Source organism: Streptomyces sp. NPDC002181, from assembly GCF_042890485.1.
In the GTDB taxonomy this organism is placed as follows: Bacteria; Actinomycetota; Actinomycetes; order Streptomycetales; family Streptomycetaceae; genus Streptomyces.
Window position 1 is genome coordinate 278,302 of sequence record NZ_JBIASC010000003.1, and the last position, 13,906, is coordinate 292,207.

The 13,906-nt window shown below is 74.9% G+C and carries 14 protein-coding genes; 8 read left to right on the plus strand and 6 right to left on the minus strand.

Annotated features, from left to right (window positions below):
* Window positions 1-29: 29 nt before the first annotated feature.
* The gene (locus ACFYXV_RS10620) at window positions 30-332 is read right to left on the minus strand and encodes a hypothetical protein (protein WP_366102914.1); all 303 of its coding nucleotides are present in this window, start codon (window positions 330-332) and stop codon (window positions 30-32) included.
* 217 nt (window positions 333-549) lie between these two features.
* Here ACFYXV_RS10620 and ACFYXV_RS10625 point away from each other — a divergent pair, with 217 nt between their 5' ends.
* Together ACFYXV_RS10625 and ACFYXV_RS10630 are read left to right on the plus strand one after the other, a co-directional pair.
* Entirely contained in the window at window positions 550-2,484 is a 1,935-nt protein-coding gene (locus ACFYXV_RS10625; protein ID WP_389382632.1) for a glycoside hydrolase family 5 protein, read from the plus strand.
* 203 nt (window positions 2,485-2,687) lie between these two features.
* A complete protein-coding gene (locus tag ACFYXV_RS10630; RefSeq protein ID WP_389382634.1) occupies window positions 2,688-5,420 on the plus strand; it encodes a DNRLRE domain-containing protein in 2,733 nt (910 codons plus the stop codon).
* Window positions 5,421-5,479: 59 nt separating this feature from the next.
* Here ACFYXV_RS10630 and ACFYXV_RS10635 read toward each other — a convergent pair whose 3' ends face one another.
* Complete coding sequence (locus ACFYXV_RS10635) at window positions 5,480-5,944, minus strand: DUF3224 domain-containing protein (protein WP_389382636.1); 465 nt, start codon at window positions 5,942-5,944, stop codon at window positions 5,480-5,482.
* A 117-nt stretch (window positions 5,945-6,061) separates the two neighbouring features.
* Here ACFYXV_RS10635 and ACFYXV_RS10640 point away from each other — a divergent pair, with 117 nt between their 5' ends.
* A complete protein-coding gene (locus ACFYXV_RS10640; RefSeq protein WP_389382637.1) occupies window positions 6,062-7,042 on the plus strand; it encodes a helix-turn-helix transcriptional regulator in 981 nt (326 codons plus the stop codon).
* 100 nt (window positions 7,043-7,142) lie between these two features.
* On the opposite strand, the gene ACFYXV_RS10645 is transcribed toward ACFYXV_RS10640, so the two are convergent.
* Entirely contained in the window at window positions 7,143-7,589 is a 447-nt protein-coding gene (locus tag ACFYXV_RS10645) for a hypothetical protein (RefSeq protein WP_385464554.1), read from the minus strand.
* 97 nt (window positions 7,590-7,686) lie between these two features.
* Between ACFYXV_RS10645 and ACFYXV_RS10650 the strand changes: the two genes are divergently transcribed.
* Window positions 7,687-7,998, plus strand: a complete 312-nt coding sequence (locus ACFYXV_RS10650; protein ID WP_385464551.1) for a hypothetical protein — start codon at window positions 7,687-7,689, stop codon at window positions 7,996-7,998.
* A 64-nt stretch (window positions 7,999-8,062) separates the two neighbouring features.
* On the opposite strand, the gene ACFYXV_RS10655 is transcribed toward ACFYXV_RS10650, so the two are convergent.
* Entirely contained in the window at window positions 8,063-8,515 is a 453-nt protein-coding gene (locus tag ACFYXV_RS10655; RefSeq protein ID WP_385464548.1) for a hypothetical protein, read from the minus strand.
* A 263-nt stretch (window positions 8,516-8,778) separates the two neighbouring features.
* Here ACFYXV_RS10655 and ACFYXV_RS10660 point away from each other — a divergent pair, with 263 nt between their 5' ends.
* Together ACFYXV_RS10660 and ACFYXV_RS10665 are read left to right on the plus strand one after the other, a co-directional pair.
* The gene (locus ACFYXV_RS10660) at window positions 8,779-8,913 is read left to right on the plus strand and encodes a hypothetical protein (protein ID WP_385464545.1); all 135 of its coding nucleotides are present in this window, start codon (window positions 8,779-8,781) and stop codon (window positions 8,911-8,913) included.
* 63 nt (window positions 8,914-8,976) lie between these two features.
* The gene (locus ACFYXV_RS10665; protein WP_389382638.1) at window positions 8,977-9,711 is read left to right on the plus strand and encodes a peptidoglycan-binding protein; all 735 of its coding nucleotides are present in this window, start codon (window positions 8,977-8,979) and stop codon (window positions 9,709-9,711) included.
* A gap of 78 nt (window positions 9,712-9,789) precedes the next feature.
* Here ACFYXV_RS10665 and ACFYXV_RS10670 read toward each other — a convergent pair whose 3' ends face one another.
* On the minus strand, window positions 9,790-10,533 hold the full coding sequence (locus ACFYXV_RS10670) for an SDR family NAD(P)-dependent oxidoreductase (protein WP_389382639.1): 744 nt from the start codon (window positions 10,531-10,533) through the stop codon (window positions 9,790-9,792).
* A 152-nt stretch (window positions 10,534-10,685) separates the two neighbouring features.
* Here ACFYXV_RS10670 and ACFYXV_RS10675 point away from each other — a divergent pair, with 152 nt between their 5' ends.
* Window positions 10,686-11,762, plus strand: a complete 1,077-nt coding sequence (locus tag ACFYXV_RS10675) for an RNA ligase (ATP) (protein ID WP_385464534.1) — start codon at window positions 10,686-10,688, stop codon at window positions 11,760-11,762.
* A gap of 36 nt (window positions 11,763-11,798) precedes the next feature.
* The gene (locus ACFYXV_RS10680; RefSeq protein WP_389382640.1) at window positions 11,799-12,389 is read left to right on the plus strand and encodes an HD domain-containing protein; all 591 of its coding nucleotides are present in this window, start codon (window positions 11,799-11,801) and stop codon (window positions 12,387-12,389) included.
* A 19-nt stretch (window positions 12,390-12,408) separates the two neighbouring features.
* Here the strand turns inward: ACFYXV_RS10680 and ACFYXV_RS10685 are convergent, their stop codons facing one another.
* On the minus strand, window positions 12,409-13,713 hold the full coding sequence (locus tag ACFYXV_RS10685) for an ROK family protein (RefSeq protein ID WP_389382641.1): 1,305 nt from the start codon (window positions 13,711-13,713) through the stop codon (window positions 12,409-12,411).
* Between the last annotated feature and the right edge of the window lie 193 nt (window positions 13,714-13,906).

Below are 13,906 nucleotides of genomic sequence, written 5' to 3' on the forward strand. Positions count from 1 at the left end.
TCGGCCGGTGGTGCCCCGCGCGGGGTCGCTCAGTCCTCCGCGTTGGCCTCCAGGCAGGCCAGCTCCATCGCATCGAGGACCGCCTCGTGGCTGCGCCGGCTCAGCTCGGCGACGTTCTCGATCTGCGCCGTGGCCCAGGCCGCCAGGGTCATCACCAGGACGCGCAGCCCGTCGGTCCCGTGCTCGGCCAGGATCGCGTCGGCGACGATCATCGCGTCTTCGGGCACCTGCTCCGGCGGCTCCAGTCCGGCGAGCCCGCGCAGCATCGTGAGGGTGCGACGGGAGATCTCCGGCGTCATCCTCGCCAGCCGCATGTCCTCTTCCTCGTCCATCCGCCCCACCCTCCCGTTCGGTCCCGTCCCCCCAGGGCACGGTAGGCGCTGGCGGCCCCGAGCGGGGCCGTTTCGCCAGGGTGACCGCACGTAAGGGAACGGGCCGGGTCGCGGAGGACGGAAAGTCGGTGCCCGTGCGGGTTCCATGCTCTGCAACCGGCCGGTAACTTGGCCGCGGCATCCGCCAGTTGCGTCACACCCCCTTCGCAGGAGCGACATGAAGAGCCTCATCCGCGCGCTGTCCGGCGCCCTCCTGCTGCTGGCGGGAGCCTTGCCGGCGGTGGCCGGGCCGGCATCCGCCGCGGCCGCGCCCGCAGCCGCGCCCGTGTCCGCGCCCGTGTCCGCCTCCCGGGCCGAAGCGTGGACCCCGCCGCTGTCCACCCGCGGCCGCTACATCGTCGACGCGCAGGGCAACCGCTTCCGGCTGCGCTCCGGCAACTGGGACGGCGCCCAGGGCTCCTGGAACGGCGGCGGCGACCGCAACGACCCCGCCACGCACCACGCCGGACAGAACTCCAACGGCATCCCGATCGGCCTGGACCGGGTGCCGATGTCCACCCTGCTGGCCGACTTCCGGGCCCTCGGCCTCAACAGCATCAGGCTGCCCTTCTCCAACGAGATGCTCCGCACCACCGCCCCCGTCCCGGACGCGGCCGTCGCCGCCAACCCGGCGCTGCGCGGCCGCACCCCGCTCCAGGTCTACGACGCCGTCGTCGCCGCGCTCACCGACGCGGGCTTCGCCGTCATCCTCAACAACCACACCGTCACCACCCGCTGGTGCTGCGGACTCGACGGCAACGAGCGCTGGAACAGCGGCAGGTCCACCGCCCAGTGGGCCGACGACTGGGTGTTCCTGGCCCGCCGCTACCGCGACAACCCGCGCGTCGTCGGCGCCGACCTCTACAACGAGGTCCGCCGCGACGTGCTCGACGACCCCAACTGGGGGCTCGGCGACAACCACGACTGGCAGGCGGCCGCCCAGGAGGCGGGCGACCGGATCCTCGCCGAGGCCAACCCGAACCTGCTCATCGTGGTCGAGGGGATCAACTGGACCGGGATCCCCCTGGACGGCCTCCCGCACGGCCGCCCCACCCTCACCCCCGTCCGCACCCTGTCCCACACCCTCGTCGTATCCAACAAGCTGGTGTACTCCGCCCACTTCTACGGGTACACCGGGCCCCGGCACAGCGGCGCGACCGGCATGGGCGAGACCCACGACCTCCGCTACCAGGACATGAGCCGGGCCCAGCTCGAACAGACCCTCTACGAACAGGCCTTCTACGTCTCCGCCGAAACCGGCACCCACTTCACCGCACCCGTCTGGGTCAGCGAGTTCGGCACCGGCGCCGACGAGACCGGCGCCCTCCCGCGCGCCTGGTTCCAGAACCTCACCGGCTACCTGAACGCCGTCGACGCCGACTTCGCCTACTGGCCGCTGGTCGGCTGGAGCACCACCGCCCAGGGTGCCCCGGGCGGGGACTCCTGGGCGATGCTCCGCTACGACGCCTCCGGCCGCCGCTCCGGCGTACTCGACGCGGGCGACTGGCGTACCCAGCCGTGGACGGCCCTCGCCGCCCCCGGGCGCACCGGCCCGATCCCCGTCACTCCCTCCTGGTACCAGCTGGCCACCGACCACCGCGACCACAACGCCTCGCTGCTCACCCGGGCCACCGGCGACTGGGACAACGGGGCCCGCAAGGCGGTCTGCCCCGACGGCTCCCGGCTGGCCGGACTCGGCCACACGGACGGGCGCGGCCTGTGCGCCACCTCCGGCCTGCGGGCCGCGACGGGCGGCCACACCGTGGTCCGCGACGAGGCGTTCGTCCCCCCGGGCGGTGACTGGGCCTCGGGCTACACGAAGCTCCAGTGCCCGGCCGACCGGTTCCTGATCGGCTACAGCGTGCGCGGGGAGAGGGTCTCGGCGGCCCTGTGCGCGCCGGCCCGCACGGCCCTCCCGGCGGGCGGGCGCACGCTCTGGTTCGACCGCGGCGACAACCGCCCGCCCGGCGGCCCCGGCGGCGAGTTCGCGTACGGGGACTACAAGGGCCAGTGCCTGCCGACCGAGTACGCGGCGGGCATCGCCTTCACCACGCGCGCGGCCTCCCGTCCGGGTCCGGCTGCCCTCCTCTGCCGTCCCCTGCCGCCCGCCTGACCCTGCGCTCCACCCCCAGCGGAAATGATCATGGCGAGAAGCGAGTGTGGGCCCCGGAGGCCTCCAATTTGGCATCCAATGCGTCAAGTGGGGTGAACGGGGGTGCGAACGGGCCTAGTGTGCGCCCGTACGCATGGTCGAGAGCGGCGGCTGAACGCCTGTTTTCGGCCAGCACCGCACAGCGACACCGAACTGGGGGGTTCATGCGTAGATCCAGAGGGCTCGCGGCCGCACTCGCCCTGTCCCTGGCCGGGACCGGCGCGGGCGCGGTCCTCGGCCTCGTCCCGCAGGCGGCGGCCGTCACCCCGCCCGTCGCCTTCACCGCCGACGCGCTGTCCACCTGGCAGCCCAACGGCGTCGTCTGGGCCCTCGCCGAGACGGGCGGCACCGTCTTCGTCGGAGGCACCTTCTCCGCGGTCCGCCCGCCCGAGGGCTCGGGCGGCGCCGAGCAGTCCGCGGTGAACTTCGCCGCGCTCGACGCCGCGACCGGCGCCCCGACCTCCTGCCACCTCTCCTTCACGGTCGGCGGCGGCACCGCGACCGTCCGCGCCCTCACCCTCTCCCCGGACAAACAGACCCTCTACGCCGGCGGCTACTTCGGCGCCGTCAACGGCACCCCGGTCTCCAGCCTCGCCGCCATCGACGTGGCGACCTGTACGGTCAAGACCGGCTTCCGCCCCGCCTTCGCGGCCACCGTACGCGCCCTCGCCGTCACGAACGACACCGTCTACGCGGGCGGAGACTTCCTCACCGTCGCCGGCCAGCCGCGCCAGCGCTTCGCCGCCGTCGACGCTGCCGACGGCGCGCTGCGGCCCTTCACCGCCGACGCCGACGAGCCCGGCCGCGCCGTCGAGGTCACCCCCGACGGCAGCCACGTCGTCCTCGGCGGCGACTTCTTCACCGTCAACGGCGCGAACACCCACGCCCTGGCCGTCGTGGACGCGGGCAGTGGCGCGCTCACCAAGACGTACGCCGGCTTCATCGAGACCAACTCCGTCGTCAAGGACATCGCGACCGACGCGACCGGCTTCTACACCGCAAACGAGGGCACCGGCGGCGGCGTGTTCGACGGCCGGATCGCGGTCAACCTCAGCGACTTCAACCAGCGCTGGCGTGACACCTGCCTCGGTGCGACGCAAGCCGTGCTCCCGTACCAGAACGTGCTGTACAGCGCCTCGCACGCGCACGACTGCTCCAGCGTCGGCGAGTACCCGGACGGGCAGCGCCACCACCTGCTCGCCCAGCCGACCACCAGCGTCGGCAAGCTGGGCTGGGCCCCCGACACCAACGACGGCATCGGCGAGGGCATCGGCCCGCGCGTGATGGCGGTCGGCTCCAAGGGCGGGATCCAGTACCTGTGGGTCGGCGGGGAGTTCACCACCGTCAACGGCTCCGCACAGCAGAGCCTCACCCGCTTCGCCTCCACCGGCGACACGGGCGCGCCCACCGTTCCCGTCGCGACCGCGGCGAGCTTCAAACCCGGCGAGGCGCAGGTGCGCTGGCGCACCAGCCTGGACCTGGACGACAGCGCGCTGACGTACCGGATCTACCGGAACGGCTCGGGCACCCCGATCGCCACGGTCACGGCTGACTCGCTCTTCTTCAAGCGTCCGCAGGCCTCCTGGACCGACACCACCGTCGCCGCCGGCCAGTCGTACACGTACCGGGTCACGGCCACCGACGCGGCCGGCAACACCAGCGCCCTGTCGGCGACCGCGAGCGTGACCGTGCCGACCTCGGTCGACGCGTACCCCAGCCAGGTGCGCGCGGACGGCGCCCAGCTGTTCTGGCGCTACGACGACGCGTCCCTGCCGAACGTCGCCGACTCCTCCGCGAGCGGCAACCAGAACGGCGTGCACATGAACGCCCCCGCCCTGCGCCAGACGCCCGGCGCGGTCTCGGGCGCGAGCACGGCGATCGGCTTCAACGGCACGGACACCCGGGTCTACGGTGACCAGCGCCAGACCATCGGCGGCAGCTACACCATCGAGACCTGGTTCAAGACGAACACCACCCGGGGCGGCAAGCTCTTCGGCTTCGGCAACAACCAGGTGCGCGGCAGCAGTCAGTACGACAAGCACATCTACATGACCAACGACGGGCGCCTCGTCTACGGCGTGTACACCGGAGCCACCCGCACCATCACCACCGCCGCCGCGTACAACGACAACCAGTGGCACCACGTCGTCGCCACCCAGGGTCCGGGCGGCATGGTCCTCTACGTGGACGGTGCGCAGAAGGGCACCCTCGCCGTCACCACGCACGAGAACTACGCCGGCTACTGGCACGCCGGCGGCGACAGCCTCGGCGCCTGGCCGAACCCCCCGACCAGCGAGTTCTGGGCGGGCCAGCTCGACGAGACCGCCGTCTACCCGAGCGTCCTGAGCGCGGCCCAGGTGCAGAACCACTACGCCCTGGCCACCGCCCCCGCCGACTCGGTCGTCCAGGTGCAGGCCGCCGAGGACACGTACGCGAACGCGGGCGCACCGGACGGCAACTACGGAGCCTCGTCCTCGCTCGCCGTGCGCGGATCCTCGCTGTACACGAGCTACCTGCGCTTCAACCTGCCCGCCGCGCCCGCGGGCACGGTGCTCAAGTCGGCCTCGCTGAGCGTGAAGACGAGCACGATGAGCGGGGCCGGTACGGCGGACACGGTCTCGGTGGTCCCGGTCACCGGTACGTGGACGGAGGCGGGCACCACCTACAACAACCGGCCCGCCACGGGCACTCCGGCCCTCGGCAGCTTCGCCGGGATCCCGGACGGATCGGCGGTGCACACCACCGGGCTGAACACGGCCGCCCTCGCGGGCGCGCTCGGCACGGGCTACGGCCTGGCGCTGACCGGCCCCGGTACGGACGCACTGTGGCTGTGGTCCTCCGAGGCGGCGGCGAACGAGGGCACGCCGCAGCTGACGCTGACCTTCGGCGCGCCGTAGCCGCACGGCCGGAGGGACGGGGGCGCGGGCCGGTACGGTCCGCGCCCCTCCGCCGTCTTCTATCCCACGGTGTAGCCGAACTCGTACGCCACGGACGTGTCGCCATGGCGGTAGGTGAACGCGCCGGAGCCCGACAGCCCGGCCAGCCCGCCCGACCCGGAGCCGGCGACCACCTCGAACGTGCACCGGGTGCCGTCGGCGTCGAACGTGCCGCGCTGCTCGAGGACGAACGCGCCCGCGCGGCCGTCGACCGCCCCGGACAGCAGCTCCAGGCCGGTGTAGGAGCCGGTTCCCTCCCCGGTGTACGTGATCGTGTACGCGGCGCTGGTCGCCGCGGCCTCGATGCCGCCCGCGAAGGCGTTGACGACCGTCGAGCGGGCGAGCCGCGGGGTGGAGCCGGCCGCCCCGACCGGCTCCTCCCGCCAGTCGGCGAACGTGAAACGGCCGGTGGTGGTGCGGGTGGTGGTGCCGGCGGTGCCGGTGCGGACGGTGGTCGGACGGGCGGTGGTCGGATGGGCGGACATGGAGGACCTCCTGGTTCACGGCCGGGCGGGCTCGTGTTCCCCCGGCGCGAGACCAGACTGTCCGGCATACCTGACACCTCCTGTCAGGTATGCCCGCGCCCGGTCCACAATGGCCCCATGCGCGCCGACCGGCTCCTCTCCCTGCTCCTCCTGCTGCAGAACCGCGGCCGGATGACCGCACCCCAGCTGGCCGCCGAGCTGGAGGTGTCCGTCCGTACCGTCCACCGGGACATCGAGGCCCTCGGCGCCTCCGGCGTCCCCGTCCAGGCCGACCGGGGACCGGCCGGTGGCTACCGGCTGATGGACGGCTACCGCACCCGGCTCACCGGCCTCACCGACGCCCAGGCCGGCTCCCTCTTCCTCGCCGGCGCGCCCGGGCCCGCACGGGAACTCGGACTCGGGGCCGATCTCGCCGCCGCCCAGCTCAAGCTCCAGGCGGCGCTGCCCGCCGCGCCGGCCGAGCGGGCCCGCCGGCTCCAGGACCGCTTCCACCTGGACGCCCCGGCCTGGTTCCGCGACGCGGACCCCGTCCCGCACCTCGCGCAGATCGCCCAGGCGGTGTGGGACCAGCGCGTTCTCCTCGCCCACTACCGCCGCTGGAGCGGCGAGGAGCGGACCGGACGCCCGCTGCACCCCCTCGGCCTCGTCCTGAAGGGCGGCATCTGGTACCTGGTGGCGCGGGCCGCCGACGAGCGCATCCGCAGCTACCGGGTCTCACGGTTCCTCGCGGTGGACACCGCCGAGGAGGTCTTCGAGCGCCCGGCCGGCTTCGAACTCGCCGCGCACTGGGAGGAGTCGGCGCGCCGGATGGAGGCGGCGACCCGCCAGGGGACCGCCCGGCTGCTGCTCTCCCCGCGCGGGCGCCGACTGCTCCCGATGCAGTTCGGCGCGGCCGGGGTACGGGCCCTGGCCGGCGCCGTCCCGGCCGACCCCGCGGACCCGGAAGGCCCGATCCACGTCGACCTGGAGATCGAGTCCCCGGCCGTCGCCGTCGGCGACCTCCTGCGCCTCGGCACCGAAGCCGAGGTCCTGGCCCCACCGGAACTCCGCCAGGCCCTGGCGGCCACCGTCGCCGCCCTCGCCGAGCGCTACCGCTGACGGCCCCACCACGGGCGCGGGAAGCCGGGGACACCGCCGAGTCCGTCGGGGGCCGGGACGGTACGGACCGGCGCGCTTCGGGAACCGGATCCCGTGACCGTCAGCGGGGCGCTTCCACCTCCAGGAAGCGGCGCCCGCGCGGGCCCCGGTAGAGCAGACAGCCCCAGCCCAGGGGCTCCAGCGCGGCTGCGCAGGCCGTCAGCCGCTCCCGCTCCTCCCCGGCCGCGCCGCCACCGGGCGGCCCGAGCCAGGTCACCTCCACCGTCGCGGCCCCGGACGCACCCGCCGCCACCCGGTACCCGGTCCGCGTACGACCACCCCGCGCGTCCACAGCCGACGGCGGGATGCCCGCCGCCTCCAGTACGAGGGCCACGGCGCGCGCCATCCGGCTCAGCTCCCACGGGGCGGGAACCGCCGTCCCGGCCGGGCCGTTCACCAGACGGCGGATCTGCAGCATGCCCTCGTACGCCGTGCGCACCTCGGCCGCCCGCGCCGCGGTGGCCGGCGGCTGCGGCCCGTCCCCGGTGGCGGGTTCGAAGGACGCCATCGCCACTCCTCCCTCGGCGCGTTCTGAGTACCTCACACCCAACGACCTGAGTACCCGCCCCGATTCCCCGCGACCGCGCCGCTGGTCGAATGGGGGCATGACCTTCGACGCCACCGCCCGCCCGCGCCGCATGCGGCACGTGACCACCGCCGGCTCCGCCCTGGCCGTGGCCCTGGTCCCGCTCGTCGTGGGGGTCCTGGTGGCCAAGGGCATCGCCGCCGACCCGCACACCCCCGTCAACGCCCTGATCACCGGCGGCGGACAGCGGGCGGGCCTGCCCCGCGCCGAGTGGCGCCGGCGCGGCCACGCCACGCTGCGCCGCCTGCGCACGGCCCGTCGCCTCACCGCCCGTTCCGTGACCCACTCGTCGCGGTCCTGCGGGCGGGCGAGGGCCCGCTCGCGCGCGTAGCCGCCGTCCGTCGATCCCCGGGGGCCTCGGCACGCTCCGGGGCGTCCTGCGCGATCCGTGCCGGTCAGCGGCCGTACTGCCGGATGCAGAGATCCACGATGGAGGGCGGTACGGACCCCTCGGCCGCCGCGCACAGCTCGTCGGGGCGGGGCAGCGGGGGCGCGGCCTGCTGCCGCGGGGCGCGCGGCGACGCGGGCTTGGGCGGGCGTGCCCGGCGGGGCGCCGCGGGCGGTTTCACGCCGCGCACGGCGGGCGGCCGCTCCGGGGCGGCGGGAAGCGGCGGTGCGGCCGGCGGCGTGAGCGGTGGCTGCGGGAGCTCCCCCAGCGGCAGCGGCACGGACCGCGGCGGAGGAGGAGGCTGGCCGGGCGCGGGCGGGGCGCCGGCCGTGTCCTCGGCGTCCGCGGGCGCCGAGGTGCCGCGCTCCGGCGCCGGTGCCGCCTCCTGGCCGACGGAGACGCAGCCGGTGCTCGCGAGCAGCGCGACGAGGGACAGGGGCAGGGCCCGGCGTAACTGCATCCGACCACCATGCCGCACCGCGAGCCGCTCGCGGGCTCGCGCTCACGCGTCCGGGTGAAGCGGCGGCGGAGTCGGCCGCAGTCGGCTACGGGGCCGGTGCACCGGTCGCGGCGTCCGCACCGTCCGCACCGTCACGGTGCGGATGCCGAGGGCTACCGGGGCGAAGAAGCGGAACGGACGGATGGGATGGATCGGACACCCGGCTTGACCCGGGCCATCCGGGGAGGAAAGGTTGCGCCGATCAAGCACTCAAGAACCACCGCATGAGCTGCACTTCGGAGACGTCTCACATGTTCGCACCGGTCCGCGATTCGCTTGACCCCATGACCACACCGGGCGCCCCGCTGCCGGGCGCCACCACGGGTACGGTCCTGGTCGCGCGGCGGCGCAGGGCCTGACCGGCAGGGTGGGGGCCGACACCGCACCGCCGCGCCGGTCCCCACCCCCGCCGGGAGACAACCGTGTCCCACCACCCCGATGAGAGCCCGGGCGCACCCGACGACCGGCTGTTCGTGCGCCCGTACGTGGCAGCCCCGTCCGGCCCGCCGTCCCGGCCGGCGACGCCCGCTTGGCCGCACAGCGGTCCCGCCCCCGTGTCGTTCCGCGCGCCCGAGGACCGGGGCGACGACGGCCCCGGGCCGGCCGCTTCCGGCACTGCTGCGGAGCGCGGCGGCCGGTTCCCGCTGGTGGCCCTGGCCCTGCCGGCGCTCGCCGCTGCCGGCGGGCTGGCGTTCCTGCTGAGCGGGCCGGACCCGGAGCCCCGGCGGGCCGTGAAACCGCCGGAGTTGTCCGTACCGGTGCTCCCGGCACGCAGCCCCGGAGCGGGATCCGGCGCCGAGCCCTCGCCCGAAGCGTCCGCACGGTCCTCCGCGCCCTCGGTGTCGGCACCGTCATCGGCATCCGCGGGACCGGCCGGGCCCGCCGCGGGGCAGCCCCCCAAGTCGGCGCCGCCGAGCGGCCCCTCGGGCGGGGCGTCCCCGGGGGCCTCGGGAACGCTGCGCATGGGGGACAGCGGGCCCGAGGTGCGCGCCCTCCAGGAGCGGCTCCGCGGGCAGGGGTTCACGTACGTCTCGGTCACCGGCGCATACGACAGCCAGACCAAGCGCGGGGTCGCACAGCTCCAGCGGGACCGGGACATCAAGGGCGACCAGCCGGGGGTCTACGGCCCGGCGACCCGGGCGGCGTTCGGAGGCTGAGGCCGGACCCCCCCGGACTCGAACCGCACCCCGACCCGGACCCCGACCCGGACCCCCGACCCGGCGGAGGCTCCCGTGTCAGCGGCCGCCGGAGACCCGCAGGATCGCGCCCGTCGTGTACGAGGCGTCCGGGGACAGCAGCCACGCCACGGCCGCGGCCACCTCCTCCGGCTGCCCGGCCCGCCCGAGCGGGATCCCCGCGGCCGCCCGGGCGGGCCGGTCGGGGTCGCCCATCGCGGCGTGCATGCCGGTCTCGATGATGCCGGGCGCCACCGCGTTCACCCGGATCCCGTCCGGCCCGAGCTCCTTGGACAGCCCCACCGTCAGGGCGTCGGTGGCGGCCTTGGTCGCCGCGTAGTGGACGTAGTCGCCCGGGCTGCCGAGGGTGGCGGCGGCCGAGGACACGTTCACGATGGCCCCGCCGCCCGCCTCCGCCATGTCGCGGGCGGCGCGGCGGCAGCACAGCAGGTACCCGAGCAGGTTCACCTCGACCACGCGCCGCAGGTCCCCGGTCGCGGCGTCGGCGAGCCGGCCGAGGGCACCGGTCACCCCCGCGTTGTTCACCAGCCCGGTCACCGGGCCGAACTCCGCCCCGGCGATGTCGAAGAGCCGCTCCACGGCGCACTCGTCGGAGGTGTCGACGCGTACGGTCTCACAGCGCGCGCCGGCCGCCCGCACGCGCCGTGCGACGGCTTCGGCCGCCGCGTCGTCGCGGAGGTATCCGAGCACCACGTCATGGCCGTCCGCGGCCAGGCGCAGACAGGTCGCGGCGCCGATGCCCCGACCGCCCCCGGTGACGACGGTGACCGGACGACGTGGCACGGGGACCTCCTGGGCGCGGCGGACGACGAGTCGGCGGGGTGGCGGCGGGCGCGTCAGGTTAACACCGGGATTTCCGCTGGACCAGCGCAAATGCCCGGCCGCACAGTGGGTGCCGGCGCATACGACGCCGCCACATCCGAGGAGTTGCGCACATGTCGACCTTGCGGGTCACCGCCGAAGAGCTGACCGTCCACGAGCATCCGAACGCCGACGCGCTGGAACTGGCCCAGGTGGGCCTCTACCGCGCGGTCGTCGCCAAGGGCGCCTACCGCACCGGCGAGTTCGCGCTCTACATACCCGAACAGGCCGTGCTGCCGGCCGACCTGATCGCGGAGCTCGGCCTGACCGGCCGCCTCGCCGGAGGCTCCGCCGACCGGGTCAAGGCGGTCCGGCTGCGCGGCGAGCTGTCGCAGGGGCTGGTGTGCCGGCCGCGCGCGCTGGCTGATGTGGACCTGGCGCGGGCTGCCGAGGAGGGCGTGGACTTCGCCGAGCTGCTCGGGATCACCAAATGGGCGCCGCCCGTGCCGACGACGATGAACGGCGATGTGGAGGCGGCGCCCGAGCTGCTGCCGTGGGTGGACATCGAGAACCTCCAGCGCTACCCGAACCTGTTCGAGCCCGGCGAGCCGGTCGTCCTCACCGAGAAACTGCACGGCACCGCCTGCCTGTTCACGTACGTCGCCGACGGGGGCCGCGTGCTGGTCTCCTCCAAGGGGTTCGGCTCGAAGGGGCTGGCCCTGCGGGAGGATGAGCGCAACCTGTACTGGCGGGCGGTGCGCGGGCACGGCGTACCGGAGGTGGCCGCGAAACTGGCCGAGCGGCTGGGCGCCACCCGGCTCGGAGTGTTCGGCGAGGTGTACGGCGCCGGCGTCCAGGACCTGGCGTACGGAACGGACGCCCGTACGGCCGCCACCGGGCCGGGGTACGCCGTCTTCGACATCTCGGCGGAGATCGACGGACAGGTGCGGTGGCTGGACCCGCGGGAGCTGCTCCAGGACGGTGAACTGCCGCTCGTGCCGCGCCTCTTCGAGGGCCCGTACGATCTCGACACGGTGCTGGAACTGGCGAGCGGCCGGGAGACGGTGTCCGGCCGGTCCGCGCACCTGCGCGAGGGCGTGGTGATCCGGCCGGCGTCGGAGCGCTACAGCCCGGTGGTCGGCGGCCGCGCGATGGCCAAGGCCGTCAGCCCGGCCTACCTCACCCGCAAGGGAGGCACGGAGTACGAGTGACCCGGGCCCAGGGCGGGGCCCGGGTAGCCTGAGGCGATGGCCGACTCCGATGCGCTGACCAGGGCCCTCGACGCCCCCGCGGACCCACCGCTGCGCGTGTTGCCACAGGGCGTGGGCGAGTTGCTGCGCGAGCTGCCCGCTCCGCCCCGCCTGGCGGCGCACCTGCGACTCGTCCACGACGTGGCCGGCCAACTCACCGACTGGCTGACCGCGTACTGCCCCGGCCTGCCCTTCGCCCGCGCCGCCGTGCTCTTCGGCGCGGCCACGCATGACGTGGGCAAGGCCGTCCACACCGCAGAGCTCAGCGGACCCGGTTCCGCGCACGAGGACGCCGGGCGGGCGCTGCTCCTGGCGCACGGGTTCAGCGAGGACCAGGCCCGCTTCGCCGCTACCCACGCCACCTGGGCGACACCCGGCATCAGCGTCGAGGAGCTGCTGGTGAGCACCGCCGACAAGGTGTGGAAGGGCAAGCGCGTGCCCGGACTGGAGGACCTCCTGGTCGGCCGGATCGCGGAAGCCGCGGGCACCGAGCCGTGGGCCGTGTTCCTCGATCTGGACGAGGTGCTCGGCCGGATCGCCGACGGCGCCGACCGACGGCTGGCCTTCCAGGCCTCCTTCCCGCTCTGACCCGCGCCCGAACTCAGGCTCACCGGGCCGGAGATCCGGCGCGCACCTCCAGTGACGTGCGCCAGCCGGGGGGTTCGGGCTGCGCGGGGCGGGGCGCGAGGCGGCCGCCCGTGGCGAAGAACGCCGACAGCGGGAGCGTCGCCGCGCCGACCGTCACCGCGTCCGGTCCCAGGGAGCCCAGGTCGATGGTGACGCGGTCGGCGGGGTGGCGCAGGGAGTAGCGGGCCGCGTGCTCCCGTACGGCGGGCAGGATGTGCGGGCCCAGCAGCAGCCCCGCCCAGCCCCCGATCAGGATGCGCTCCGGCCGGAACAGATTGATCACGTCGGACAGGCCGGCGCCGAGGTACTCCGCGGTCTCCTCCAGCACCTCCAGGGCGACCGGATCGGCCGCGACGGCCGCCGCCAGCAGCGCGGACAGGGCCTCCTCCTCGTCCGCGGCCTCCGCGGCGCCGCCGCCCCGCTCCGACCAGCGCTCCAGCAGGGACTCGGCCCCCGTGTAGGCCTCCAGGCAGCCCAGCGCCCCGCACCGGCAGCGCCGTCCGCGTACCGAGACCGTCAGATGTCCCCACTCCAGGGGGGTGCCCGCCGTCGTGCCCCCCTCGGGCGAGCCGTCCGTGATCAGGCTGGCGCCGACGCCCGAGCCGAACAGGACGACGACCGCCTCGCGCGCGCCGCGCCCCGCCCCGAACCACATCTCGGCCTGGCCGAGCGTGCGCGCGCCGTTGTCGATGATGTACGGGACCTCCGGCGGCACGGCTCCCGTCGCGCGCAGCAGCGCCTCCAGCGGGACGGCGTCCCAGCCGATGGTCTGGCCGTGGACGACCGCCCCGCCCGGCGCCTCGCGGTCCACTATGCCGGGGACGCCGACCCCCACCCCCAGCAGCCGGTCGGTACCGGCCCCGGCCCGCGCGAGGACGGCGGCGATCCCGGTGCGGACGTGGTCCACGATCGGGCCGACGTCATAACAGCCGCGCGGCTGCAACGGCAGCTCGGCGCGGGCGAGTTCGGTCAGGGCCAGGTCGAACAGCTCCACACGGACCCGGGTTTCGCCCACGTCGACCCCGATCATGTGGGCGCTGCCGGGGGCCACGCGCAGCAGGGTGCGCGGCCGGCCGCCGTCCGAGTCGACGACACCGGCCTCCTCCAGGAGTCCGTCCGCGACGAGTTCGCCGACCACGTTGCTGACGGAGCCGGAGCTCAGCCCGGTGGCGGGCCCCAGCTCCTGCCGGCTCATCGGCCCGCCGAAGTACAGCCGCTGGAGCACGGCGCTGCGGTTGCCGCGCCGCAGGTCCCGCACCGTACGGCCGCCACGCCCTGTGGTCATCTGGTCCCTTCCGTCCTGCCGTCCGTCCTGTCGTCGCTCGCAACATACCCCTGCGAGACCCCTTGACGCGACCCTTTCACGAGGCTTAACTCACGTCCTGAATTAAGGCCTTGAGGCGCTGGACTCCGATCCGGTGGGTGCCGCCGGAGCGCCGCTGCCGAGGCGCTGCTGCCGGAGCGCCGCCGCCGAAGCA